20 protein-coding genes are annotated in these 25,810 nt (G+C 43.7%); 19 read left to right on the forward strand and 1 reads right to left on the reverse strand.

Features of this window, described 5'->3' with window-relative positions; translation table 11 throughout:
- The first annotated feature begins 65 nt into the window (after positions 1-65).
- The gene (locus BAU14_RS07390) at positions 66-4,310 is read left to right on the forward strand and encodes a 2-hydroxyacyl-CoA dehydratase (protein WP_161899449.1); all 4,245 of its coding nucleotides are present in this window, start codon (positions 66-68) and stop codon (positions 4,308-4,310) included.
- 301 nt (positions 4,311-4,611) lie between these two features.
- Positions 4,612-5,319: a GntR family transcriptional regulator gene (locus BAU14_RS07395; RefSeq protein ID WP_161899874.1), complete on the forward strand. Its 708-nt coding sequence runs from the start codon at positions 4,612-4,614 to the stop codon at positions 5,317-5,319.
- A gap of 377 nt (positions 5,320-5,696) precedes the next feature.
- Here the strand turns inward: BAU14_RS07395 and BAU14_RS07400 are convergent, their stop codons facing one another.
- Positions 5,697-6,359 (reverse strand): YigZ family protein, encoded by a 663-nt coding sequence (locus BAU14_RS07400; RefSeq protein WP_161899450.1) that lies wholly within the window; start codon positions 6,357-6,359, stop codon positions 5,697-5,699.
- A gap of 166 nt (positions 6,360-6,525) precedes the next feature.
- Here BAU14_RS07400 and BAU14_RS07405 point away from each other — a divergent pair, with 166 nt between their 5' ends.
- From BAU14_RS07405 to liaX, 17 genes are all read left to right on the forward strand, one after another.
- Positions 6,526-6,810, forward strand: coding sequence for a DUF7662 domain-containing protein (locus tag BAU14_RS07405; RefSeq protein ID WP_161899875.1), 285 nt, complete (start codon positions 6,526-6,528; stop codon positions 6,808-6,810).
- 205 nt (positions 6,811-7,015) lie between these two features.
- Positions 7,016-7,336: a PTS sugar transporter subunit IIB gene (locus tag BAU14_RS07410; protein WP_161899451.1), complete on the forward strand. Its 321-nt coding sequence runs from the start codon at positions 7,016-7,018 to the stop codon at positions 7,334-7,336.
- 128 nt (positions 7,337-7,464) lie between these two features.
- A complete protein-coding gene (locus BAU14_RS07415; protein WP_161899452.1) occupies positions 7,465-8,796 on the forward strand; it encodes a DEAD/DEAH box helicase in 1,332 nt (443 codons plus the stop codon).
- Entirely contained in the window at positions 8,793-9,476 is a 684-nt protein-coding gene (locus BAU14_RS07420; protein ID WP_161899453.1) for a ComF family protein, read from the forward strand. Before BAU14_RS07415 ends, BAU14_RS07420 begins: the two co-directional genes overlap by 4 nt.
- Positions 9,477-9,619: 143 nt before the next feature.
- Positions 9,620-10,174: a ribosome hibernation-promoting factor, HPF/YfiA family gene (gene hpf, locus BAU14_RS07425; protein WP_161899454.1), complete on the forward strand. Its 555-nt coding sequence runs from the start codon at positions 9,620-9,622 to the stop codon at positions 10,172-10,174.
- A gap of 253 nt (positions 10,175-10,427) precedes the next feature.
- Positions 10,428-12,938, forward strand: coding sequence for a preprotein translocase subunit SecA (gene secA / locus BAU14_RS07430; RefSeq protein WP_161899455.1), 2,511 nt, complete (start codon positions 10,428-10,430; stop codon positions 12,936-12,938).
- Positions 12,939-13,125: 187 nt separating this feature from the next.
- Positions 13,126-14,233, forward strand: a protein-coding gene (gene prfB, locus BAU14_RS07435; protein WP_161899456.1) for a peptide chain release factor 2 whose coding sequence is annotated in 2 segments (ribosomal slippage) — positions 13,126-13,197 and positions 13,199-14,233 — 1,107 coding nt in all. Because the reading frame shifts where the segments join, the coding sequence is not laid out codon by codon here.
- Between the two features lie 261 nt (positions 14,234-14,494).
- Positions 14,495-15,181, forward strand: coding sequence for a cell division ATP-binding protein FtsE (gene ftsE, locus BAU14_RS07440; RefSeq protein ID WP_161899457.1), 687 nt, complete (start codon positions 14,495-14,497; stop codon positions 15,179-15,181).
- The gene (gene ftsX / locus BAU14_RS07445) at positions 15,174-16,058 is read left to right on the forward strand and encodes a permease-like cell division protein FtsX (RefSeq protein WP_161899458.1); all 885 of its coding nucleotides are present in this window, start codon (positions 15,174-15,176) and stop codon (positions 16,056-16,058) included. Before ftsE ends, ftsX begins: the two co-directional genes overlap by 8 nt.
- 197 nt (positions 16,059-16,255) lie before the next feature.
- Positions 16,256-17,704 carry a cardiolipin synthase gene (cls, locus tag BAU14_RS07450; RefSeq protein WP_161899459.1) on the forward strand — a complete coding sequence of 483 codons (1,449 nt, stop codon included), beginning with the start codon at positions 16,256-16,258 and terminating at the stop codon, positions 17,702-17,704.
- Positions 17,705-18,199: 495 nt separating this feature from the next.
- Positions 18,200-19,054 carry a phosphate ABC transporter substrate-binding protein PstS gene (locus tag BAU14_RS07455; protein ID WP_161899460.1) on the forward strand — a complete coding sequence of 285 codons (855 nt, stop codon included), beginning with the start codon at positions 18,200-18,202 and terminating at the stop codon, positions 19,052-19,054.
- A 458-nt stretch (positions 19,055-19,512) separates the two neighbouring features.
- A complete protein-coding gene (pstC, locus tag BAU14_RS07460; protein ID WP_161899876.1) occupies positions 19,513-20,388 on the forward strand; it encodes a phosphate ABC transporter permease subunit PstC in 876 nt (291 codons plus the stop codon).
- A complete protein-coding gene (pstA, locus tag BAU14_RS07465; RefSeq protein ID WP_161899461.1) occupies positions 20,385-21,269 on the forward strand; it encodes a phosphate ABC transporter permease PstA in 885 nt (294 codons plus the stop codon). The genes pstC and pstA overlap by 4 nt, the downstream gene beginning before the upstream one ends.
- Before the next feature lie 15 nt (positions 21,270-21,284).
- Complete coding sequence (pstB, locus tag BAU14_RS07470) at positions 21,285-22,088, forward strand: phosphate ABC transporter ATP-binding protein PstB (protein ID WP_161899462.1); 804 nt, start codon at positions 21,285-21,287, stop codon at positions 22,086-22,088.
- A 65-nt stretch (positions 22,089-22,153) separates the two neighbouring features.
- Positions 22,154-22,912: a phosphate ABC transporter ATP-binding protein PstB gene (pstB, locus tag BAU14_RS07475; RefSeq protein ID WP_161899463.1), complete on the forward strand. Its 759-nt coding sequence runs from the start codon at positions 22,154-22,156 to the stop codon at positions 22,910-22,912.
- Between the two features lie 42 nt (positions 22,913-22,954).
- A complete protein-coding gene (phoU, locus tag BAU14_RS07480; protein WP_161899464.1) occupies positions 22,955-23,632 on the forward strand; it encodes a phosphate signaling complex protein PhoU in 678 nt (225 codons plus the stop codon).
- A 608-nt stretch (positions 23,633-24,240) separates the two neighbouring features.
- Positions 24,241-25,788 carry a daptomycin-sensing surface protein LiaX gene (liaX, locus tag BAU14_RS07485; protein WP_161899465.1) on the forward strand — a complete coding sequence of 516 codons (1,548 nt, stop codon included), beginning with the start codon at positions 24,241-24,243 and terminating at the stop codon, positions 25,786-25,788.
- Positions 25,789-25,810: the final 22 nt, after the last annotated feature.

The following is a 25,810-nucleotide window of genomic DNA, read 5'->3' on the forward strand; positions in this document are numbered from 1 at the left end:
TTATATCAAACATCGCGTAAGATATTCAACACACTGTCAATTAAAAAGTAAGAGGGTATGTAAACATGAAACTACGAGCGGGGATCGATGTGGGCTCTACCACAGTGAAGCTGGTAATTTTGGACGAGCAGAATCAATCAGTATTTGCAAAATATGAACGGCATTTTTCCGATGTGAAAACTGCCACAAAAAAAATCTTGAATGAAGCACGGGACTTGATGGGGGATGTTCCGATTGCTATGAATATCACCGGTTCTGGGGGGATGGGGCTGGCAGACGTCTTGGACATTGACTTTGTTCAAGAAGTAATCGCCTGTACCCGGACAGTAGAAGAGGTGATTCCTCAGACCGATGTCGTGATTGAGCTGGGGGGCGAAGATGCCAAGATTACCTTTTTTGAAGGTGCCTTGGAACAACGAATGAACGGGAGCTGTGCCGGTGGGACCGGTGCCTTTATCGATCAGATGGCGGTTCTTTTGAAGACGGATGCCAATGGTGTTAACGAGCTGGCTAAAAATTATAAGCAGCTGTATCCGATTGCTTCTCGCTGTGGCGTGTTTGCCAAAACGGATGTTCAGCCATTGATCAATGAAGGAGCTGCCAAAGAGGATATTGCGGCGAGTATTTTTCAAGCCGTCGTCAATCAGACGATTGCCGGTTTAGCAGCTGGACGTAAAATCAAAGGCAACGTCGCATTTTTAGGTGGACCGCTATTTTTCATGTCAGAGTTGCGTCAACGCTTTATCGAAACGCTAGCTATTCAACCAGAAAATGTTGTTTTCCCGGAAAATCCTCAGCTGTTTGTAGCTATGGGTGCGGCTTTTTATGCGGAAACTGCCGATGAAAAGACACTTTCTCAACTTTTGGAAGCATTGGATTCCGGCGATCAAAGTCAACTAAAACCCAGTGATACCTTGCAGCCGTTGTTTTCCAGTGAAGAAGAATTGGCGGAGTTTCGTGCCCGCCACGCACAAGCAACGGCTGAAGAAAAAGAGCTGGCTACGCATTCAGGTGCTGCTTATTTGGGGATTGATGCGGGTTCTACCACCACTAAGGTCATCTTGATTGACGATGCTTGTCGGATTTTATTCTCCCATTACGGCAACAATGAAGGCCAGCCGCTGGAAACAACGATGGCGGTTTTGGCAGAAATGTACGGCAAAATGCCAGAAGATGTTTATATCGCCAAGGCAGCGATTACCGGCTACGGGGAACACTTAATCAAAAATGCGCTGAAGGTCGACATCGGGGAAGTCGAGACGATGGCTCACTACAAAGCTGCCAATCACTTCCAGCCGGGGGTTGATTTCATTCTTGATATCGGCGGACAAGACATGAAAGCGATGACCATCAAAGAAGGCGTTTTGTCTTCTATTCAGTTGAATGAAGCTTGCTCTTCTGGTTGCGGGTCTTTTATTGAAACTTTTGCAAAATCGCTAAACTATGATGTCAAAGACTTTGCAGTCGAAGCCTGCAAATCCAAAGCACCAGTGGATTTGGGTTCTCGCTGTACAGTCTTCATGAACTCCAAAGTGAAACAGGTTCAAAAAGAAGGAGCGACTGTTGCTGACATCTCCGCCGGCTTGTCTTATTCTGTAATCAAAAATGCCATCTATAAAGTTATCAAAATTCGCCGTCCGGAAGAATTGGGAGACAAAATTGTCTGCCAAGGGGGGACATTTTATAATGAAGCGGTGCTGCGGGCCTTTGAAGAAATCAGTGGTCGGCAAGTGGTCCGTCCCTCCATTGCCGGTTTGATGGGCGCTTATGGAGCAGCTATCATTGCCTTGGAAAATGCCGAGGTTGGAGATGAAAGTACGATTCTGGACAAAGAACAGCTGCAAAGCTTCACCGCTGAAAAAGAATTTACGCATTGCGGATTGTGCGAAAACAACTGCATGATGACAGTCACCATTTTTTCTGACGGGCGTCAGTTTATTACCGGCAACCGTTGTGAACGAGGGGCTCGAATCAAGATTGACCGCAGCCAGCGTAAAGTCAATCTGGTGGACTACAAGTACAAGCGCTTGTTCAAATACCGCCCGTTGAAGGAAAAAGAGGCCTTTCGTGGAATCGTAGGTATTCCACGAGTCCTGAATATGTATGAAAATTATCCTTTGTGGCACACGTTTTTCAGTGATCTGGGCTTTCGGGTTCAGCTGTCGCCTCGTTCCAATAAAGAGCTGTACGAACAAGGAATGGAGACTATCCCAAGTGATACCGCTTGTTATCCTGCCAAAATTGCACACGGCCATATCCAAGCGTTAATTGATGAAAAGGTTCCAATGATTTTTTATCCTGGTGTGGTTTTTGAAAGACAGGAATCTGCTGAGGCCGACAATCATTTTAATTGTCCTATCGTTCAAAGCTATCCGGATGTGATTCGTAACAACGTGGACGATATTCGTGAGGGGAAAGTTGATTACCGCAATCCCTTCATCAATTTGTCCGATGAAGAGTCTGTCGGTAGTGTATTGGCGAAAAACTTTGCTGATTTGAATATCTCGGAAAATGAGATCCGTCAGGCCTTGCATCATGGTTACGAAGAGTTGGAAAAATTCAAAGCGGACATTCGCCGCAAAGGGGAAGAGACGCTAGCCATGCTGACCGCCAAAAATCAGCGGGGTGTCGTGGTGTCTGGTCGTCCGTATCATTTGGATCCGGAAATCAATCACGGGATTGCAGAAGTTATCACACAAGAAGGCTTCCACGTATTGACTGAGGACAGCATTTCTCATTTGGGCGATGTAGGGAATCTGCGGGTAGTCAATCAGTGGGTCTACCATTCCCGTCTGTATGCGGCTGCTCGAGTAGTAGCAAAATCCAAACAATTGGAATTGGTTCAATTAAATTCTTTTGGCTGCGGGTTGGACGCAGTAACCACTGACCAAGTAGAAGAAATTATGGATCAGTACGGCAAGATTTATACCGTATTGAAGATTGACGAAGGCTCAAACTTAGGGGCCATCCGAATTCGGTTGCGCTCCTTAAAAGCGGCAGTCAACGAGCGGGACAAGATGGATTTCACACCAACCAAGCGCTATGAAGAGCCGGAAAAAATCGTCTTTACCAAAGACATGGCCAAACGCCATACGCTTTTGATGCCAATGCTGTCACCAATTCATCAAGAAGGTTTGGTAGACTTGGCGTTACAAGCTTCCGGTTATGATGTTGTTTGTCTGCCTTCAGAAGACAAAGAAGCAATCAATGTCGGCTTGAAGTATGTTAACAATGATGCTTGTTACCCGGCAATTATCTCTATTGGGCAACTGGTGGAAGCCTTGCAAAGTGGCGAGTACGACCTGAACAACACCAGTGTCATGATGACTCAGACTGGTGGCGGTTGTCGGGCTACCAACTACATTCCGTTGCTGCGAAAAGCTCTGAATGATGCCGGCTTCCCACAAGTTCCTGTGGTTTCAGTCTCCATGGGGAATAAAGGGGTCGAGCAAAATCCTGGCTTTAAATTCACGCTGCCGATGCTTAAACGAATCATCGTGGCCTTTTTATACGGAGATCTTTTTGAACGGTTGGTTTACCGAACCCGTCCTTATGAAATGCAAAAGGGCCAAATCGACCAGCTTCACGAAGCCTGGCTGAAAAAAGTAGCCAAAAATGTTCGCAACGGTTCCTTGACTCAGTTCAATCGCAACATGAAAAAGATCATTCGCGATTTTGACACCGTGCCATTGACGGATGAAGTCAAACCGCGAGTCGGTGTCGTTGGCGAAATCTTGGTGAAATATTCACCAACTGCCAACAATGACATCGTACGCTTGCTGGAAGCAGAAGGTGCCGAAGCGGTGGTACCAGACATTATTGGTTTCATGAACTACTCCCTATACAACCAGATTTGGAAGTATCAAAACCTGGGGATGGCCAAACGTAGTAAAATTTTGGCGGAGCTCGCCATCAAGATTATCGAGGTTGTGGAAAAACCGATGGACAAGGCTTTGCGCGCCTCTGAACGATTCGACGGAATTCATTCCATTTATCAGTTGGCGGATGATGCCAGCAAGATTCTCTCCATTGGCAATCATACAGGGGAAGGCTGGTTTTTGACTGGTGAAATGATTGATCTGTTGAAATCAGGCGTTCACAATATTGTCTGTATGCAACCTTTTGGATGTCTGCCAAACCATGTGGTAGGTAAAGGTGTCATCAAGGAGCTGCGTCATCAGTATCCGAAAGCCAACATTGCGGCTATTGATTACGATCCAGGGGTTTCCTTGGTAAATCAATTGAACCGGATTCGTCTGATGATGGCGACTGCCAATAAGACGCTGAAAGCAGAGCAAGTCAAAGTTTGAGATGTACCAAATGAGGGACTGTTTTTTTCGAAGGTGAGTAAAAGCAGAACTTGCGGAAAAACTAACGGTTAAACCTATCCCGAACCTGAGTTGAAATGTTGTTAGAATTCTAAGGAATGTCTCCGGCATCCCTTGGAATCATTCATTTCAGTCGCTGGGTTCGGGTCTTTTCTATTCTCAAAAAGTGATTGCTATACTGTTGTGTTGTTACGGCTTCTTAAAGATGACACGATAACATTTGCTAATGAGGTATATACCAGTTATAATAAATCCATTATAAAACTCAGGGAGAGTGCAAATGGTGTCAGATAACTTACCAGTATATATTCAGATTCACGACCAGATTAAAAATAAAATCGAAAGCGGATTCTGGAACATCGGTGATCGATTGCCTTCTGAACGGGATTTATCCGTACAGTTTGGTGTCAGCCGCATGACTTTACGTCAAGCCATTCAGACGTTAGCTGATGAAGGAATTTTGGAACGTAAAATCGGTTCAGGAACCTACGTTGCTCGCCAAAAGGTTCAGGAAAAAATGTCCGGAACCACCAGTTTTACCGATATCATGCTTTCACAAGGGCGAGTGCCTTCCAGCAAAGTGGTGTCGTATTTTTATACGGCTCCCAGCTCTTCGGAAATGGAAAAACTCCAACTCCAGGAAAATGAACAGATTTTGCGAATGGAGCGGGTTCGGTATGCCGATGATGTTCCCATTTGTTTTGAAGTAGCTAGTATTCCGGAAAGCTTGATTAAAGATTTCAGTAAAGGCGAAGTGACTTCTTCTTTGTATAAGACCTTGGAAGACAAAGGCGGCCATAAGATTGGTGGTGCCAACCAGACAATTTCAGCGATGTTAGCCGCTGAACAAATTGCTGAGTACCTGCAAATCAAACGAGGAGATGCCATTTTACGCATGCGTCAAGTTTCTTTCTTTGAAGACGGGCAGCCCTTTGAATATGTGCGGACCCAATATGTCGGCAATCGCTTCGAATTTTATTTGGAAAAATAGCCGCCATTTGAAATGAGGAAATTACCTGTATCATGGTGGAATCTGGTGTAGTTGCCAGAGAAATGAATTTTGCTAATAACTGCAAGACAAATGAGGAAATGTGACATACGTAATTTCCAAGTGCTAAACAGCAGATATTTAACCAAAAATAATAAAAAATATACGGATGAGGTAATTTGTGACCCTCTTGATGTCTTAGTTCGAAGAGAGAACATGACCAACCATGTAAATCAAGGAAAGTCTGTATTTGAAATTTTTAGCAATGAAAAGCCGACGATCTTCCAATATTTTTAATGGAAGATCGTCGGCTTTTGGGGTTTCACGTTTAGTATTGTTCACTTCACGGAACGGTGACTTAACTATTGTCACAGCCCTGTTTAATCTTCTAAAAAGAGCTCTTCCTTCGCAGTTTCTAAAGGAAGCTCCTGGTAGCTGGTAGGACCGACGTCAATCGTTACTTGTCCGCTTAATAAGTCGATTACTGCGGCTTCAAAAAGGGCTGTCTTATCCTCGTCAATTAGACAGACAACCGTCACTTTTTCGGCAAAGGATGTGTCTTTTGTGAACCAGTCGTTGTCAAGAAAGTTTTGGAGTTTGCCTAATAAGCTGTAGTCAATCGTCAAGCGAAGCTCCTGTTGCAGTTTACCGATAACTAGGCCAATGTCTTTTAAACCTTGGGACACCGCATGGGAATATGCACGAATCAATCCACCGGCTCCCAGTTTAGTTCCACCAAAATAGCGGGTGACCACAACGCAGACATTGACTAGCTGATTTTTTTTCAAAACTTCCAACATGGGGACGCCGGCAGTTCCGCTGGGTTCTCCGTCATCAGAAGAACGCTGAATCTCACTGTTGTCACCGATGAGATAGGCACTGCAGTTGTGATTAGCTTTCCAGTGCTCCTTCTTCAATCCGGCGATAAACGCTTTGGCTTCCTCTTCAGAATAGACCCGTTTCAAACTAGTAATAAAGCGAGATTTTTTGATCTCAATTTCGGATTGACCGTCACCACGGATTGTTTGATAAGTATCACGCATCACTTTCACCTCTGACCAACTTGTGTATTCTTCAATTTAGTATAGGAAAAAGCAGCTGGCAATGCAAACCCTGATTGGAATGCTTGTCAACTTTTTGAAAAACAGTGATAATGGATGTAAAGACTTACCAATTGGGCAGTTGTTGGTTTTGAGGAAGGGGAATTATATGACATCCCGCAAGAAAAAATACGATATCATCACACATTATTTAAAAACAAATGGTGGATCGCAAGTTACCCTGACCTTTACCCAATTTGATGAATTGTTATTTCCAGCTACCGGCTTGCCAAAAACGGCGCGAACGCAGACTGATTGGTGGGCTAATGACTACAATCATCCGGAAAAAGGCGCTTACGCCTGGCTTAATGCGGGATATGAAGTAGTTCATATCAATTTGGAGAAAGAATACGCCGTTTTCAACAAACTTCTTAAGAGCAGTTGGCTGTTTTAATCTCGGGTTGGCGGCTGTTTTTTGCTGTTACTTGTGAAAACGCCTTGATTTGGTGGGCTTTGTACCAATTAAGATAAATCCGGCTGAATAACTGCCGATTTTGCCAGGCTTACAAAACGTTAGAACGTTGACAAATATAACAGAAAAACTATAATGAGTAATAGGAATGTAAGTGCATTCCTACAAAATCGAAGGGGCGATGATCATGGCTAAAAAAACCATTATGTTAGTATGTTCTGCCGGAATGAGTACCAGCTTGCTGGTAACAAAAATGCAAAAGGCAGCTGAAGCACAAGGAGTAGATGCTGATATCTTTGCAGTTTCCGCATCCGATGCCGATAACAACTTGGAAGCTAAACCGGTAGACGTTTTACTTTTAGGCCCACAAGTTCGTTTTATGAAAGGCGACTTTGAAAAACGTTTGGCAGGCAAAGATATTCCTTTGGATATCATCAATATGGCCGACTACGGGATGATGAATGGCGAAAACGTGTTGAAACAAGCACTGACACTCATCGACAAATAATCAATGCAAGCTTTTCCGACGAATTTGTCGGATTAAAAGCGGTCTTCCTCTTTGGAAGGCCGTTTTTTTTTTTAAAGACAAGTCATCTTATTTTTTTGCGTACCTATTTGTGAGGTGGGGGATGAAAAATGGTGATATATGGCAAACAAGAAGTGTATAAAATAGGCGTGATGATTCAAGCTGCTGCGGATGAGACTGTGCGATATAGAGAGGCTGTGAAGATAACTAAAGGCCAACTCTACTGCAATCGCTGTGGTAGCCATTTTTCTTTACGGGAAGTTCGGCTGCCTGCAGGAAGTTATTACTGCCCGGGGTGTGTGCTATATGGTCGTTTGACTGATCAAGACCAGCTGGTTTCGATTCATCGAAAAGAGGAGGCGGAAGTTCTTCAGACAAAGCCTCAAATCCACTGTCGATGGTTAGGGGAATTAACCAGACAACAAAGCAGAATGGCAGAAGAACTGATTCGCTGTGTGGATAGCCGGGAAAATGTGTTGTTGTGGGCTGTTACCGGTGCCGGCAAGACAGAGATGTTGTACCCTCTAATCGAGAATGCACTTAATGAAGGCAAGCAGATTGCCATCGCGAGTCCCCGCATCGATGTTTGCCGCGAGCTTTATCCTAGACTTGTGGCAGCTTTTCCTGACGTTGCTATTTTGTTGCGCTATGGAAAAGCCTTAGAGCAATGGCAGGAGTTTGAGTTGCTCGTTTGTACGACCCACCAATTATTGCATTTCTATCAGGCTTTTGATCTGTTGGTAGTGGATGAAAGTGATGCCTTTCCTTATGAAGGCGATCCGCTTTTGGCATTTGGGACGACCCAAGCGCTAAAACCGATGGGCGTACGGGTTTGTTTGACAGCGACACCTACGAAGAACCTTTTACAGAAAGCAAAAAGTGAGAACTGGCAAGTTTTGCATCTACCCCAGCGTTACCATCGCCGACCTTTAGTAGTGCCGGAATTATTCTTTTTAGAGGATTGGCGAAATCTTGCCAAATATCCCTTGCGATTAGCGCGGGTTCTGAGAATTTGTGAACAGCTACTCAAAGAAAACCAAGTATTGTTCTTTTGCCCAGATATCGCATTTATGAAGCACATTACAAAAGTTTTGCAAGAAAAGTTGCCGCAAAAAAAGATCACTTTTGTTTCTGCCCAGGATCCGCTGCGGGAAGAAAAGATTTTGCAGCTGCGTAACAAGCAGTGGGATATCCTTTTGTGTACGACAATCTTGGAACGAGGTGTAACTTTTGAAAGGGTTTCGGTAGTTGTGATGGGAGCTGAACACGAGGTCTTTAATAAGTCCGTGTTGGTGCAAATCGCTGGCCGAGTGGATCGTAAAGGAACACAACGAAATGGCCGTGTGCTTTTCTTTTTTCAAGAACAGACACTAGCGATCAGAAAAGCCATAAAGGAAATCATTCAAATGAACCAATTGGCAAAAAAAGAGGCGAAAAGATGATCTGCGGCTATTGTCAAAAAGCGGTGATTCGCAATTTGACGGTCAAAGAGCTTCTTTTTCCTTGGCGACTTTCAGACTTTGAACTCTGCAAGGACTGTAGTGGGCTTTTTTCTCGGATTGATCCGGCTGCAAATTGTTTGTATTGCAGCAAGTCGGGAGTGACAGGTACTTGTCCGGATTGTCAATGGTGGCAAGCACAACGACCGGCCCATTTGTTGCATCATCACGCATTATTTCAATATGATGAAGGATTCTCCGAATGGTTGAGTCGTTATAAGTTTTCTGGGGACTTTCGTTTGCGGCATACCTTCAATCAGCAAGTAAAAAAGCATTTACAAGCTTATCATGGTTATCTAATCTGTCCGATTCCACTGTCAGAAGAGCGTTTTTTTGAGCGGGGGTTCAATCAGACCAGTGCGTTTTTACAAGCTGCCGGTATCCAAACGACTGAATTGCTGGTGCGCAGTCGCCACAGCGCGCCACAATCAAAAAAGAATCGGCAAGAGCGTTTGCAAATGCCGCAGCCCTATGAAGTTTTGCCAACCATCAAGCACATCACGAAACGCAAAATCCTGTTGGTGGATGATGTCTATACTACTGGTCGAACGATCCGTCATGGAGCCGAACTTTTATGGGCATATGAACCAGCTGAGGTTCGCAGCTTTTCACTGGCTCGCTGAGGCAGAAGAGTAGTTAAGAATATACTGAAATTGGTAGCGTTTAAGTTTGCAAAACAGTGAGAGTCCGCTATAATAAAAGTAAGAAGAGGGAGCGAGAGTGGTCCTCGTTCTTTCTTTAGTGGTAGATGAAAGGGGCAATTGTTATGTTTAGATACAATGTACGCGGAGAAAATATCGAGGTTACAGATGCTATTCGTGATTACGTGGAAAAGAAAGTTGGAAAATTGGAACGCTACTTTAATGACGTACCAAATGCAACTGCTCATGTGAATCTGAAAGTATATACCGAAAAAACTGCGAAAGTGGAAGTAACTATCCCACTACCATATCTGGTATTGCGCGCTGAAGAGACATCACCGGATCTGTATGCCAGCATCGACTTGGTGGTCGACAAGTTGGAACGCCAGATTCGCAAGTTCAAAACTAAAATCAATCGGAAATCCCGTGAAACCGGTGTTCCCAATAGCGATGCACAAGTTTTGTTCAACAATGAACCGACTGAAGAAGAAAATGGCACCGATTTGGATATCGTGCGGACTAAACGTTTGTCCTTGAAACCAATGGACAGCGAAGAAGCGGTGCTGCAAATGAATATGTTGGGTCACAATTTCTTCATCTTTGAAGATGCTGAAACTAACGGAACAAGCATCGTTTATCGTCGCAAAGACGGCAAATATGGCTTGATTGAAACTGATTGATCCTAACAGTACCGCGGGGGCGCATAGCGTCCCCGTTTTTTGCGTTTTGAACAGCCATATTGGGGGACAGTGGAGGCTTTCTTCATTGTCAAAAAACCTGTGAAATGATGGTGGAGTCCTCAGAGTTTTAAGAATTTGTACTTTAGAGCTTCCAAGCTTGTTCTAACTGTTTCATTTGTAGAAAAGTAATGATAAAATAGTCTGGAGAGTTTCTGCATTGAAACAATTTGACTTAAAGGAGAATCATCACTACATGGCCAATTTCCTACGTAAGATTATTGAAAATGATAAAAAAGAATTGAAGCGCTTAGACGCTATCGCCAATAAAGTCGAAAGCTATGCCGATCAAATGGCTGCTTTAACAGACGAACAACTGCGCGACAAAGCAGACGAGTTTCGTGGACAACTGAAAAGTGGTAAAACATTGGATGACATCTTGCCAGAAGCTTTCGCTGTCGTTCGTGAAGGTGCTCGTCGTGTCCTAGGTTTATATCCTTACCACGTACAAATCATGGGTGGTATCGTATTGCATGATGGGAATATTTCCGAAATGCGTACCGGTGAAGGGAAAACCTTGACAGCAACGATGCCGGTTTATTTGAATGCATTGAGTGGCGAAGGCGTTCACGTGGTTACTGTCAACGAATACTTGGCAACTCGTGACTCAACGGAAATGGGTGAACTGTACAGCTTCTTAGGTTTGACAGTTGGATTAAATACCAATGCCATGTCCGCAGAAGAAAAGCGTGAGGCTTACGCTTGTGACATCACTTATAGCACCAATAACGAATTGGGCTTTGACTACTTGCGAGACAACATGGTAGTTTATCGCAACCAAATGGTGCAACGGCCGTTGAACTTTGCCTTGGTGGATGAAGTTGACTCCATCTTGGTGGATGAAGCTCGGACCCCGTTGATCATTTCCGGTCAAGCAGAAAAATCCACCGCCCTTTATACCCGTACGGATAATTTTGTGAAACGTCTGAAAAATGAAGAAGACTACAAGATTGATATTCAATCTAAGACTATTGGATTGACCGAAGCTGGGATTGAAAAAGCTGAAGAAACATTTGGTTTGAATAACTTGTACGACATCGAAAATACCGCCTTGACTCACCACATGGATCAAGCATTGCGGGCCAACTTTATCATGCTGCGAGACATTGATTATGTGGTGACAGAGGGTAAAGTCATGATTGTTGACCAATTTACCGGGCGAATCATGGATGGACGTCGTTACTCAGATGGTCTGCACCAAGCAATCGAGGCCAAAGAAGGCGTTGAGATTGAAGACGAAACCAAAACGATGGCTACTATCACTTTCCAGAACTACTTCCGGATGTACAAAAAATTAGCAGGGATGACCGGTACGGCCAAAACTGAAGAAGAAGAGTTCCGTGAAATCTACAACATGCAAGTCATTCAGATTCCAACCAACCGTCCAGTGATTCGTGATGACCGCTCAGATTTGTTATACCCATCTTTAGACAGCAAGTTTAAAGCAGTCGTTCAGGACATCAAGGATCGTCATCGCAAGGGCCAGCCGGTTTTGGTAGGTACCGTGGCAGTGGAAACTTCTGAATTACTCTCTAATTTGTTGGATAAAGAACAAGTGCCTCATGAAGTGTTAAACGCAAAAAATCACTTTAAAGAAGCCGAAATCATTTTGAATGCTGGACAAAAAGGTGCAGTAACCATCGCCACCAATATGGCCGGTCGTGGTACCGATATCAAATTAGGCTTAGGAGTGGCTGAGTTGGGTGGCTTGGCAGTCATTGGTACTGAACGCCATGAATCTCGTCGTATTGATAACCAGTTGCGGGGACGTTCTGGTCGTCAAGGTGATCCAGGGGTTTCCCAATTTTATCTGTCCTTAGAAGATGACTTGATGAAACGGTTTGGTTCTGATCGCATCAAATCCTTCATGGAACGGTTGAATGTGGCTGAAGAAGATCAAGTAATCCAGTCCAAAATGATCACCAAACAAGTCGAAGGTGCTCAAAAACGCGTGGAAGGCAACAACTATGACACTCGTAAAAACGTCTTGCAATATGATGATGTGATGCGTGAACAGCGGGAAGTTATGTATGGTCAGCGCCAAGAAGTCATCATGGAAGAAAAGGATCTGAATCGCACGCTGATGAACATGGTGAAACGCACAATTGAGCGGGCCGTGGATGCTCATACGCAGCTGGAACAGCCTGAATGGAATTTGGAAGCAATCGTGGACTTTGCCGGTAATACGTTGGTCCATGAAGATTCCATCACAGTAAAAGATCTGAAAGACAAAGATGCACAACAGATTAAAGATGAACTTTACAGTCGTGCAGAAGAAATCTTCAATCAGAAAAAAGAACAGTTGAATTCTCCAGAACAGCTACTGGAATTTGAAAAAGTTGTGATCTTGCGAGTGGTTGACTCCAAATGGACCGACCATATCGACGAGATGGACCAATTGCGTCAATCCATTGGTTTGCGTTCTTATGGTCAAAACAATCCATTGGTTGAATATCAGACAGAAGGCTACAACATGTTTGAAAACATGATTGGTGCCATCGAATTTGAAGTAACCCGTCTGTTTATGAAAGCTGAGATCCGTCAAAACGTTCAACGGGAACAAGTAGCACAAGGACAGCCGGAACAGCCAGAAGAAGAACAGGCGCAAAAACAAGCCCCAGTTCATGTGGAAAAGGTTGGTCGAAACGATCCATGTCCTTGCGGCAGCGGCAAGAAGTATAAAAATTGTCACGGCAAAGGCTTGTAAGTTCGTCACCTTTTGACAAATTTCGCCAAAGCTGTCACAATAATCGAAGGATGCAGACAGGCTGGTGCTTTTACCAGCCTGTTTTAATGAAAAAATCTCAACTGCGATTACTTTTTTCGAAGAATCGTTGAGGCAATGGGAGAATAATCAGTTTAGAATAATGAGTTTATAAAGAGGAGCGATCAAGATGGAATTAGCAGAAATCCGCAACACCCTTGACGAAATGCAAACAAAAATCACAAGCTTTAGGGGGTCTCTTTGACTTAGATCAGTTGGAAGAAGACATTGCTGAAGCAGAGCACAAGATGGCTGAACCGGGCTTTTGGGACGATACGGAAGCTGCCCAAGTAGTCATCAACGAAAACAATGCCAACAAAGAGGCTTACGACTCTTTCCAGCATTTGGCCGGAGAAGTCGAGGAGCTGGTTATGATGGAAGAAATGATTACTGAAGAGCCCGACGAGGAGATGCAGCAAGAGCTGGAGGAACGTCTGGGACAAGTTGCCGAACAGATGAATACTTATGAGCTGTCGATGCTGTTAGACGAGCCTTATGATCATAACAATGCCATCGTTGAATTGCATCCAGGAGCCGGCGGGACCGAGTCTCAAGACTGGGGCAGCATGCTGTTGCGTATGTATACCAGATGGGCTGATCAACATGGCTATCAGGTGGAAACGCTGGATTATCAAGCGGGAGATGAAGCCGGTATTAAGAGCGTGACCTTGTTGATTAAAGGGTACAATGCCTATGGCTATCTAAAATCGGAAAAAGGGGTCCATCGTTTGGTTCGTATCTCACCTTTTGACTCGGCAAAACGTCGCCATACCTCTTTTTGCTCTTGCGATGTGATGCCGGAATTGGATGCCAATATTGATATCGAAGTTAACCCAGATGATATCCGTGTAGACGTCTTTCGGGCTAGCGGGGCTGGAGGACAGCACATCAATAAAACCTCCTCCGCCGTCCGTATCACCCATATTCCTACCGGGATCGTAGTTGCCAGCCAAGCACAGCGTTCTCAATTTCAAAACAGAGATACAGCGATGGGAATGTTGAAAGCTAAGCTGTATCAATTGGAGATTGAAAAACAAGAACAAGAGGCAGCCGCCCTGCGAGGGGAACAGTTAGAAATTGGTTGGGGTTCCCAGATTCGTTCCTATGTGTTCCATCCTTATTCAATGGTGAAGGATCATCGGACGAATTTTGAAACTGGGAATGTGCAAGCAGTCATGGATGGGGAACTGGATGGTTTCATCGATGCCTATCTGAAGTTGAAGCTCAATCGGGAATAAATACAAGAGTGATCATCGGATAAAATGGCAGTTGCCGTTTCTTTCGATGATCTTTTGCAAAGTGCCATGCATTAAATAAAGCTATTTGCTATCTTCTTTGGAAATAATTCGTGAGAAGGAGGATTTCAAATGCCGCTTCCCACTGGTTTTTTTGCTGTATGCCAATAATTGACACATAAATGTAACCTAATGAAAGAAAGTTGCAATATTCATGTGCTATACTACGTGAGTATTGAAATCTATCAAGATGGAGAGATAGCCATGATTGAAATGAAGGATGTAATGAAAAAGTACTCCAACGGTACAACTGCCATCCGTAATATCACCATCAACATCGATCAAGGTGAATTCGTGTACGTGGTAGGTCCTTCTGGGGCTGGTAAGTCCACTTTTATCAAGTTGATGTATCGAGAAGAAAAAACAACAAAAGGCACATTGAACGTTGCCGGACACGATTTGGTGGGAATCAAAAATCGTGAAATCCCACTGATGCGTCGTGAAATTGGCGTTGTCTTTCAAGATTATAAGCTGTTGCCGAAAAAAACGGTTTATGAAAACGTAGCTTATGCAATGCAAGTCATTGGACGTAAACCCCGTGAAATAAAAAAACGGGTTATGGAAGTATTGGATCTGGTGGGACTAAAGCATAAGGTTCGGGTGTTTCCAAGTGAACTTTCCGGTGGGGAACAACAGCGGGTATCAATTGCCCGGGCAATCGTTAATACGCCGAAAGTTTTAATCTGTGATGAACCAACGGGGAACCTTGACCCGGAAAATTCGTGGGAAATTATGAAGCTCTTGGATCGTATCAACGCCCAAGGCACGACAATCGTGATGGCGACACACAATTCGACCATCGTAAACACGATTCGTCACCGAGTGATTGCCATTGAAAATGGTCGAATCATTCGAGACCAAGCGGAAGGGGAATACGGATACGATGATTAGAACTTTTTTCCGTCATTTACTTGAGAGTATCAAGAGCCTGAAGCGTAACGGGTGGATGACAGTTGCCTCAGTCAGTGCTGTGGCTATTACTTTATCCTTGGTGGGGATCTTTATGGCGGTTATTATGAATGCCACCAAGTTAGCTGAGGATATCGAAAGCAACGTTGATGTCTCAGTCTTTATCGAGTACGGGACGAAAAAGCCCGAAATCGAAAAATTAGAAACCGAGCTAAAGCAGCTGAGCAATGTAAAAGATGTTAAATTCTCGAGCGCAGATGCTGAGCTGAACAAAATTAAAAAGACAATGGGTCCGGAATGGGATTTGTTTGATGAAGACAGCAACCCGCTATATGATGTTTTCATTGTGAGCACTACTGAGCCGAAGTTGACGAAAAACGTCGCAGAGGATGCCGGGAAATTGGCCAATGTGTACAAGGCAGATTACGGTGGTTTGGAGTCTGAAAAAATCTTTAAGATTGCTGACTTAGTGAAAACTTGGGGACTGGCTGCGGCAGCGTTACTGCTGTTTGTCGCGATGTTCTTGATTTCCAACACGATCCGAATCACGATTATTTCTCGACAACGAGAAATCCAGATTATGCGCTTGGTAGGGGCCAAAAATGGTTATATCCGTTGGCCTTTCTTCCTTGAAGGCGGTTGGATTGGACTGATTGGTGCGATTATTCCTGTTTTGTTGGTAGTCTTCGGTTATGGCAAGGTTTACCAAATTATGAACCCGATTTTGCTGCGTTCAAATTACAGTATGGTAACGCCAGATGCATTGGGGTGGAAAATTTCTCTAATGATGGTACTGGTTGGCTTCTTGATCGGTTCTCTGGGATCTGTTCTATCCATGCGCCGTTTCTTAAAAATCTGATTGTAAAAAGCGATTCGATCATTCGGATCGCTTTTTTTATGTCTGCATCAACCGGAGTCAGCTTGACTCAAAATTCCGGCTAAAGTTGCAATCTGAAAGCTGGAAACAATGGATGGATAAAACTGTAGGCCTGCAGCTTTACAAGCTGCTATTGTTCCGCTATCCTGAAAGAAAAGTGTTCAAGTTGGAGAAAAAGAATGCAGCTTATTACCGAAAATATTTTTACAATCATTGTCATTGCTAATATTTTATTATCTGTTGTAATCGTTTTCCGGGAGCGGCGGCAGACAGCCCAGACTTGGGCTTGGCTATTGGTATTGATGTTCATCCCTATTCTGGGTTTTGTTCTCTACATCTTTTTTGGTCGCGGGATATCAAAAGATAAAATTTTTGATTTGAAAATGCAAAGCAAGCTGGGGATGAATGTAGAGATTGAAGAGCAACGACAAGCGCTGCAGCGAGATCTGTTTCCTCATCCGCCAACAGCTCAAGTGGACGTCCGGCAGTTGGTCTACATGCTGACCGTTTTTGAGCGCTCGTTGTATACCACGACTAATGATGTCAAGCTATATACGGATGGGCGGGAAAAATTTGATGCCCTCATCGCAGATATTGAACAGGCCCAAAATCATATCCATATGCAATATTACATCTATCGCAGCGATTCATTGGGGATAGAAGTCAGAAATGCACTGGTGCGAGCAGCTAAAAGAGGAGTGGCGGTGCGAGTTTTATTGGATGCTTGGGGATCGACGCAAGTTTCCTTGAACTTTTTTGATGAATTGAAGCAAGCCGGGGGTGAGGTGGCGCTGTTTTTCCCACTGTTTGTTCCTTATATCAACCCGCGCATCAATTATCGTAACCACCGCAAGATCGTTGTTATCGATGGTTGTATCGGCTATACTGGCGGCTTTAACGTGGGGGATGAATATTTGGGGTTGGTGAAAAAATTTGGCTATTGGCGGGACAATCATCTGCGAATTAAAGGAGAAGCCATTTATTCTCTACAAAATCGCTTTTTGATGGATTGGAATTCACAGCATACGGATGAAGTGCATTATGCAAAAGAATTTTTTCCTGAGATTGCAGATCAAGGAAAAGTTTCCTTGCAAGTTGTTACCAGTGGCCCAGATTCAGAATTTGAGCAGATCAAAATGACTTATTTGAAGATGATAAGCATGGCAAAAAGTGAGATTTTAATCCAAACCCCTTACTATATTCCTGACGAATCGATCCATGAAGCGTTGAAATTGGCCTTGCTTTCAGGTGTTTCTGTGCAATTACAGATCCCCAATAAGCCAGATCACCCCTTTGTTTATTGGGCAACCTATTCTTTTGCTGCGGAATTACTGGAATATGGGGCGGTGGTGGAGACCTACGAGAAGGGTTTTATGCACGCCAAAACAATGATTGTTGACAACGGCATCGTGTCCGTCGGTTCGGCAAATATTGATGTCCGCTCTTTCAGATTGGACTTTGAGGTGAATTGCATTTTGTATGATGAGCAGATGGCACAAACGGTGCGGGACGCCTTTTTCCAAGATAGTCGAGATTCGAAACCGATGACTATGACAAGTTATCAAAATCGAGGACTGATAATCAAAATCAAAGAAGGGTTAGCTCGGCTGATTTCGCCATTACTTTAAAAAAAGACGATCATAAGCATTGAAGGATGCTCTGATCGTCTTTGTTTCTATGTATTACCGAAAAGAGGAACCGGGGTAGGTCCTCTTTTCGAAATCAGCGGGGACTATGGGGGAGTCACTGCTGATTGAAAACGTCTAGAACAACGGGAGTAAAAGGGTTTTCTCGTTTGGGGAAGCAAGAAAATACGTTCGTTCTTTTTTAGGGACGTTTTTCAATGGACAGTATAGCATATCCCAAGAAAGCAGCCTAGTCTTTTTTTAGAGACGTTGTAAAAATAATACCGGCTACAAGATGGATTTGAGATTTTCAATAATCACTGCTAATGTTAAAATAGATTTATTTGCAGCAACCCTGTTCTTTTTAAAAGAGGGTGCTGGTAAAAATGAAATTATGAGAAATCCTTTACGGTAAGTATGTAGCCTGTTACAATAATGAACAGTTTTAAAAACGGTAATGCTGAATGAGTTGAAGCATAAAAAGGAGATTGCTGAATTATGAAAAAACGAATTTTTCTTACGCTGGCTTTAGGTGCTTGCGTACTTTTGACGGGATGTGCCAAATGGATTGATCGCGGAGAATCCATTACGGCAGTGGGATCTTCGGCACTACAGCCTTTGGTAGAAACTGTAGCAGAGGAATACCAGAACAAATTCCCAGGCAAATTCATCAATGTCCAAGGGGGCGGAAGTGGGACTGGTTTGAGTCAAGTACAGTCTGGGGCTGTTGAAATCGGTAATTCCGATTTATTTGCTGAAGAAAAAAGTGGGATTGACGCTTCTAAGTTAGTTGATCATAAGGTAGCGACTGTTGGAATTACGCCAATCGTCAATAAAAAAGTTGGTGTAACGGATCTAAAGATGACGCAATTGCGGGATATTTTTTTGGGTGAAATCAAGAATTGGAAAGAAGTAGGCGGCGCAGATCAGGAGATTGTCATCTTGAACCGAGCAGCTGGCTCTGGGACTCGGGGAACTTTCGAAAAATGGGTATTGGAAGGAAAAACTGCCATCCGTGCTCAAGAGCAAGATTCCAGTGGGATGGTTCGTCAAATCGTCGCAGACACACCGGGAGCAATCAGTTATGTTGCTTTTTCCTATGTTTCAAAAGATGTCGCAACGTTGAAAGTTGATGGTGTGGAGCCGACAGATGAAAATGTCACCACCAATGATTGGAAGATTTGGGCTTACGAGCATATGTATACAAAGGGAAAACCTGATGCATTGACGCAAGATTTTTTGGATTATATCTTGTCTGCTGAGGTACAAGAAGAAATCGTAGGCAAGTTGGGTTATATTCCGGTCTCCAAGATGAAGGTAGAACGAGACTGGCAAGGAAATCTGATCAACTAGTAGGGATTTTTCAAGGAGCACTGTGAAGACATTGTGATTTTTCGGTCTTTTGATTCTACAAGCTGCCCTTATTTTTGGATCTTTACACAAAATTTACAATAAGTTTATCCAAAATTGATGTTGGTCACCTAAAATAAAACAGTATTCTGTGCAGGAAGACAACACCTGCTTCTCGCTTGTGTAGCGATGGAGTACGGCGGTTGTTTTTTTGTTGAGAGCGGAAAAAATCATGTTGGTAGCCGAAATAGCTTTTCAATCGCGTTGTGCTTGTAGTCCAGATGCCAAAAGGCGCCCAGGGATAGGTCGAAAAGGACAAGCCGGCAGCAACATGGTATTCTGAATTTGACGTAAACTGTTCCAAATCTCAATATCAATGAGCTCAAACCGAGTGTTCAGGAGGAATCATTTTGGAAGAAGATGTTAAAAAAGCGTTGACCACTAAGTCCAAACGGGCACGGATGGAGCAACGGGGAAAGTTCATCAGTTTTCTGTGTATCGCATTGATCGTAGTGGTAGTTGTTTCAATCTTCTATTTTGTTGCCAGCAAGGGATTGGCAACATTCTTCAAAGATAAGATTAGTGTCATGAATTTTTTGTTTGGCACGGATTGGAATCCCAGTCAGCTAGGTCCTGATGGGAAGCCACAAGTTGGTGCACTCCCGATGATTGCCGGCTCATTTATTGTAACTTTCTTATCGGCAATCGTAGCTACCCCCTTTGCAATTGGGGCGGCGGTCTTTATGGTAGAAATCTCGCCAAAACAAGGACAAAAAATTCTCCAGCCGGTTATTGAGCTGTTGGTGGGGATTCCTTCAGTCGTCTATGGTTTTATCGGTTTGTCGGTGATTGTTCCGGCAGTTCGTTCCGTTTTTGGCGGCACCGGTTTTGGTATTCTTGCGGGGACCTTTGTGTTGTTCGTTATGATTTTACCAACGGTGACGACCATGACGGTTGATGCCCTAAAGTCTGTTCCTCGGCATTATCGAGAAGCTTCATTAGCATTGGGAGCCACTCGTTGGCAGACAATTTACAAGGTCGTTTTGCGGGCAGCGGTACCGGGGATTTTAACTGCCGTGGTTTTCGGCATGGCGCGCGCGTTCGGTGAAGCTTTGGCTATCCAGATGGTCATCGGTAATGCTGCTTTGATGCCAACTTCTCTGGTAACACCAGCATCTACGTTAACTTCGATTTTGACCATGGGAATCGGGAACACCATCATGGGAACAGCGGAAAATAATGTGTTGTGGTCGCTGGCATTAATTCTCTTGTTGATGTCATTAATCTTTAATATTATTATCCGTTTGATTGGGAAGAAAGGGGCCTTTAGCAAATGAATGCAAAACGCTCAGACAAGATTGCAACCGGAGTTTTGTACGGCATTTCAGCAACGATTGTTTTGATCTTGGCGGCTTTACTGCTATACATCTTAGCTCGGGGCTTGCCACACATTTCATGGGAATTTTTGACACAGCCTTCCAGAGCCTATCAAGAAGGCGGCGGGATCGGAATCCAGCTGTTCAACTCCTTTTACTTGTTGTTTATCACGATGTTAATCAGTTTTCCAATCTCTTTAGGCGCAGGCATCTATCTTTCAGAATATGCCAAAAAGAACTGGGTGACAGATATCATCCGAACCTCGATTGAAATTTTGAGTTCCTTGCCTTCAGTAGTTGTGGGGTTGTTTGGTTTTCTGGTCTTTGTTATCCAGTTTGGTTACGGTTTTTCCATTATTTCTGGTGCGTTGGCATTGACCTTTTTCAACTTGCCGCTTTTGACCCGGAATGTCGAAGAATCCTTACAGGCTGTTCATTACACCCAACGTGAGGCGGGCTTAGCTCTGGGACTTTCTCGGTGGGAGACGGTTTTACGAATCGTAGTTCCAGAAGCGACACCAGGAATTTTGACAGGTGTCATTTTGAGTTCGGGTCGGATATTCGGGGAAGCGGCGGCATTGATCTACACAGCTGGTCAAAGTGCGCCCGCCTTGGATTTCACGAATTGGAACCCGTTGAGCGTATCCAGCCCTATCAGCATCTTCCGGCAGGCAGAAACATTGGCTGTGCATATCTGGAAGATCAATACTGAAGGTACGATGCCTGACGGCGCAGCGGTTTCTGCCGGTGCTTCGGCAGTGTTGATCATCGCTGTCTTGTTGTTCAACTTCGGCGCCCGAGCTGTCGGTAAGCGTCTGTACAAGAAAATGACTTCCGCATAAGATTGGAGCAAACTCATGAGCTACGATATCAATGAACGCAATATTATCACTTTTGATAAACCCGATGATGTTGCTTTGCATACTGAAGATTTGAAGGTCTGGTATGGTGAAAATGAAGCAATCCACGGGGTTGATTTACAATTTGAAAAAAAATGCATCACCGCTTTAATTGGACCATCGGGATCCGGTAAGTCCACCTACCTTCGTTCACTTAATCGCATGAATGACGGGATCTCAGGAACGAAAGTCACTGGCTCAATTATGTACAAAGGCGTAGATGTGAATCGATCCGATATCGACGTCTACGAGATGCGGAAACGAATTGGAATGGTCTTTCAACGACCTAATCCCTTCAGTAAATCTATTTATGAAAACATTACCTTTGCTTTAAAACGACACGGTGAAAAAGACAAACACAAGCTAGACGAAATTGTAGAGACCAGCTTGAAGCAAGCAGCACTGTGGGACCAGGTGAAAGATAGCCTGAATAAAAGTGCGTTAGCCTTATCCGGTGGACAACAGCAACGCCTGTGCATTGCCCGGGCGATTGCGATGAAACCAGACATCTTATTGCTGGATGAACCTGCGTCGGCACTAGATCCGATTTCTACCGGGACAGTTGAGGAAACACTGGTAAATCTAAAAGAAAACTACACGATCATCATCGTGACCCACAATATGCAACAGGCGGCTCGAATCAGTGATTATACTGCCTTTTTCTATTTAGGTCATGCGTTGGAATATGATGAAACCCGTAAAATCTTTACCCGACCGAAGATTAAAGCCACTGAAGATTATGTCTCAGGGCATTTCGGCTAAGAGCAAAGGCTACGGCGGCCGGTGGCTGTTTGTTTCCGGTGGCTTGCCTTTTCAGGAGGAAAACTATGTCTGAACAGTTGATATCATCACAGGACTTGCATCTGTATTATGGAAAAAAAGAAGCGCTAAAGGGTATTACCATGGGTTTCAACCGTAATGAAATCACCGCTATGATTGGTCCTTCCGGTTGCGGGAAATCGACTTATCTGCGAACGTTGAATCGAATGAATGACTTGATTCCCGGAGTGACTGTCACCGGCAATGTGCAATACAAAGGCCAGGACATTTATAGTCCTCGACAAGACATTGTCGAGTTGCGCAAGGAAATCGGCATGGTCTTTCAACAGCCAAATCCCTTTCCATTTTCCATTTACGAAAACGTCATCTATGGGTTAAAATTAAAAGGTGAAAAAGACAAAGAAAAGCTGGATCAAGTGGTGGAAGAAAGCCTGAAAGCCGCCTCTGTTTGGGAAGATGTTAAAGACAAGCTCCATTCAAGTGCCCTTTCTTTATCCGGGGGACAGCAACAGCGGGTGTGTATTGCACGGGTATTGGCGGTGGATCCAGATATTATTTTGCTGGATGAGCCTACCAGTGCGCTGGATCCCATCTCTTCAGGGAAAATCGAAAACACGCTTTTCCAATTGAAAGAACGGTATACGATGATTATCGTGACTCACAACATGTCACAAGCTTCCCGGATTTCTGACCGAACAGCCTTCTTTCTGGACGGCAATTTGATTGAATTTGATAACACCAAAAAGATTTTCTTGGATCCTAGTAAAAAAGAAACTGAAGATTATATCTCCGGACGCTTCGGCTGATATCAGCGATTTTTCGTGAGACGAAAGTGAGGAATGTACAATATGTTGCGGACACAATTTGAAGAAGAATTATTGAATCTCCACAATCAGTTTTACGAGATGGGGATGATGGTGAGTAATGCGGTCCATAAATCGGTAAGAGCTTATATCAAGCACGACAAGGAGCTTGCCGCTGAAGTTATCGCAAACGATGTTCAAATCAATGATATGGAGGTCAAGCTGGAGAAAAAGAGCTTTGAGATGATTGCTTTGCAACAACCAGTGACAACAGACTTGCGTATGATTATCACAGTTATGAAAGCCAGCTCAGATTTGGAACGGATGGCCGACCATGCGGTATCTATCGCTAAATCAACGATCCGAGTCAAAGGGGAAACACGAATCCCAGATATCGAAAAACAAATTTCAGATATGTCTGACTACGTGAAAAAAATGGTAGACAATGTCTTAGTGGCTTATGTGAAGACCAACGAAGAAGACGCACGTCTGATTGCCGATATGGACCAGCGAATCAATGATTTCTATAGCCAAATCTACTATAAAGCAATCGACGCCATGAAAGAAAACCCTGAGACCGTCATCAGCGGAACTGACTACTTGTCAGTAGCTCAGTACTTGGAGCGTATCGGGGATTACGTGACTAATATCTGCGAATGGATCGTTTACTTGGCTACCGGTAAGATCACAGAACTAAATTCCAATCACGACGAAGAGTTTTAATCAAAGAAGCGGCCTCAATCCTTTACTTTTGGGATTGAGGCCGTTTTTGTCTTATTTTAATTTAAGTAAGGTAAGGTAGTCAGCGACTCTGCTTTTTCAAAAAGATAATCAGGAAAATCATCGAAAAAAAGAGTCCCAAGAGCCGTAAGAATAAAAGCCACGGAGAATCAAAGTGACGATGGTTGAGGACTTGATAAATAAAGAAAAACACGACAAGTGACAATCCGGCTAATGTGATCCGGTCTTTGCTCCAACGCACAAAAAATAGGGCGATTGAAAAAAATAAGACAACTGGTATCCAAAAGAGCAATCCGCTGATTTTTTCCATAACATCTACTCGTTTCAATAAAGGTAAGGTTATTATTGACTAATGCGATTGGAAATAGTTATTAATGAGTGATTTTTAATCGTAATTTGAAGAAATTTATTTTTAGCGGCAAAAAGAGTAAGAGGACGCATGAAACCGGAAGCAATCATTTCTACATCGATAGTTGGGAAAAAGTTCGGTCTTTAGTCCTATGACAAAGGGAAGCATTCTTGGCATAATAGCAATGTAAGGTAATGACAGATACCTGCAAATATGAAACACTCAAGGAGGCTCCTAAGCCATGAATGAAAGAGAACGTGTACTGGACTTAGTGAAAAAAGGTGTGCTTTCAACAGAGGAAGCCTTAGATCTGCTGGAAAGCATGGCCAAGGAAAAAGACGAAAAGCAAATCAAAAAAGCAAACGATGAAGTGACAGCCGAAAAACAGGAAACGGTTGAAACATTACTGGAAGATCCTGAAGAAAAAGATTTCGCTCAAACACTCCAAGAAAAAGAAGACGAAGATCGTAAGCAGTTGGAATCAATCTTGGATGACCTGGCTACAGAAGCTAATCAAGCCTCAGCCGAACTGGACGAGTTGAATGTGGAAATCGCGGGACTGAATACCCAAAAAGAAGAAATCCAAGGGCAACTGATGGAATTGAACACCAAAGAAGAATTAGGTATTCTTTCGGAAGAAGAACTAACTGAACGGCGAGAGTTAGAAGGGGAACTGCAAGCATTGGAAGCAGCTGCTGATGACCTCGAAGTTGAAAAATCAGAGTTGGAAAACCGTTTGAAAGGTCTGAAAAAAGATCAATGGTCCCAAATGAAAGATGATTTTCGTAATAAGTTTAATGATGAATGGAAAGATCAAGCAACTGAAGCTTTCAGCCAGGCCGGCGAAAAAATGGCAGAAGCTGGTAGTCAGTTGGGGCGCTTCTTCAAGCAAACCATCAATTCTGTTTCGCAATCGTTTAACGACAACGTAGAATGGAAAGATATCAGCATCCGCGTACCAGGCGTTGCCAATACTAAATTTGACCATACATTCGAGTTTCCTGCCTCAGAAGCGACAATTCTTGATGTCAAAGCCGCTAACGGAAACGTGACTTTCGATTTTTGGGAAGAAGATCATGTGAAAGTAGACGCGAAAATTACGTTGTATGGGAAGATGGATGCAGCGACACCAATTGATGCCTTCAATGATCGCAGCAAGATTGAAGTTGATGACGATCATATTCTTTTCCATGTGCCTAACAAACGAGTGCGTGCTGATTTGAGCTTCTATTTGCCAAAACGGATGTATGATCATGTGTCAGTCAAACTTTTGAATGGCAATATCCTCGTCAAGGATTTGGAAGCGAAGGATGTCTACACCCAGTCAACTAACGGCAATATTGATTTTGAAAAGATCAGTGCAACTATGCTGGAGGTTGCCGGTGTCAATGGCAATATCAAGATCGCTGATGGCGAAATCATGGACACAATCATCGAAAATGTCAACGGCGGAATTACAGTACAGGCGACCCCACAAACTATCGGCGCCTCACTGGTCAACGGAGATATTAAATTGACCTTTAAGGAGCGTGGCTTGAAAAAAGTGGACGCCAGTTCGGTGAATGGCAATGTGAAAGTTGCGTTACCGGCTGATCTGGGAGTTGAAGGCGTGGCTAAGACTAATCTGGGTAAGATTAATTCCCGAATGAGTGAAGTCGAGATTGTACGGGAAAAAAGAGAAAAACTGAACCAATTGCTGCAGTTCCGTCGCGTAGTGGAAGATAGCTTGGCACAATTGGACCTATCTACAACTACTGGTAATATCTTATTGAAAGATACAGATAAATAAATTTCAGACGTTTTTGTTTCCT

Origin of the sequence: Candidatus Enterococcus leclercqii (genome assembly GCF_009933135.1) — a bacterium.
Taxonomy (GTDB): Bacteria; Bacillota; Bacilli; order Lactobacillales; family Enterococcaceae; genus Enterococcus_C; species Enterococcus_C leclercqii.

Excerpts from the sequence above, each read along its gene's own strand:
- BAU14_RS07390 (WP_161899449.1), top strand. The coding sequence starts at position 66 with ATGAAACTACGAGCGGGGATCGATGTGGGCTCTACCACAGTGAAGCTG.
- BAU14_RS07400 (WP_161899450.1), bottom strand. The coding sequence starts at position 6,359 with ATGCGTGATACTTATCAAACAATCCGTGGTGACGGTCAATCCGAAATT.
- BAU14_RS07405 (WP_161899875.1), top strand. The coding sequence starts at position 6,526 with ATGACATCCCGCAAGAAAAAATACGATATCATCACACATTATTTAAAA.
- BAU14_RS07410 (WP_161899451.1), top strand. The coding sequence starts at position 7,016 with ATGGCTAAAAAAACCATTATGTTAGTATGTTCTGCCGGAATGAGTACC.
- BAU14_RS07415 (WP_161899452.1), top strand. The coding sequence starts at position 7,465 with ATGGTGATATATGGCAAACAAGAAGTGTATAAAATAGGCGTGATGATT.
- BAU14_RS07420 (WP_161899453.1), top strand. The coding sequence starts at position 8,793 with ATGATCTGCGGCTATTGTCAAAAAGCGGTGATTCGCAATTTGACGGTC.
- hpf (WP_161899454.1), top strand. The coding sequence starts at position 9,620 with ATGTTTAGATACAATGTACGCGGAGAAAATATCGAGGTTACAGATGCT.
- secA (WP_161899455.1), top strand. The coding sequence starts at position 10,428 with ATGGCCAATTTCCTACGTAAGATTATTGAAAATGATAAAAAAGAATTG.
- ftsE (WP_161899457.1), top strand. The coding sequence starts at position 14,495 with ATGATTGAAATGAAGGATGTAATGAAAAAGTACTCCAACGGTACAACT.
- ftsX (WP_161899458.1), top strand. The coding sequence starts at position 15,174 with ATGATTAGAACTTTTTTCCGTCATTTACTTGAGAGTATCAAGAGCCTG.
- cls (WP_161899459.1), top strand. The coding sequence starts at position 16,256 with ATGCAGCTTATTACCGAAAATATTTTTACAATCATTGTCATTGCTAAT.
- BAU14_RS07455 (WP_161899460.1), top strand. The coding sequence starts at position 18,200 with ATGAAAAAACGAATTTTTCTTACGCTGGCTTTAGGTGCTTGCGTACTT.
- pstC (WP_161899876.1), top strand. The coding sequence starts at position 19,513 with ATGGAGCAACGGGGAAAGTTCATCAGTTTTCTGTGTATCGCATTGATC.
- pstA (WP_161899461.1), top strand. The coding sequence starts at position 20,385 with ATGAATGCAAAACGCTCAGACAAGATTGCAACCGGAGTTTTGTACGGC.
- pstB (WP_161899462.1), top strand. The coding sequence starts at position 21,285 with ATGAGCTACGATATCAATGAACGCAATATTATCACTTTTGATAAACCC.
- pstB (WP_161899463.1), top strand. The coding sequence starts at position 22,154 with ATGTCTGAACAGTTGATATCATCACAGGACTTGCATCTGTATTATGGA.
- phoU (WP_161899464.1), top strand. The coding sequence starts at position 22,955 with ATGTTGCGGACACAATTTGAAGAAGAATTATTGAATCTCCACAATCAG.
- liaX (WP_161899465.1), top strand. The coding sequence starts at position 24,241 with ATGAATGAAAGAGAACGTGTACTGGACTTAGTGAAAAAAGGTGTGCTT.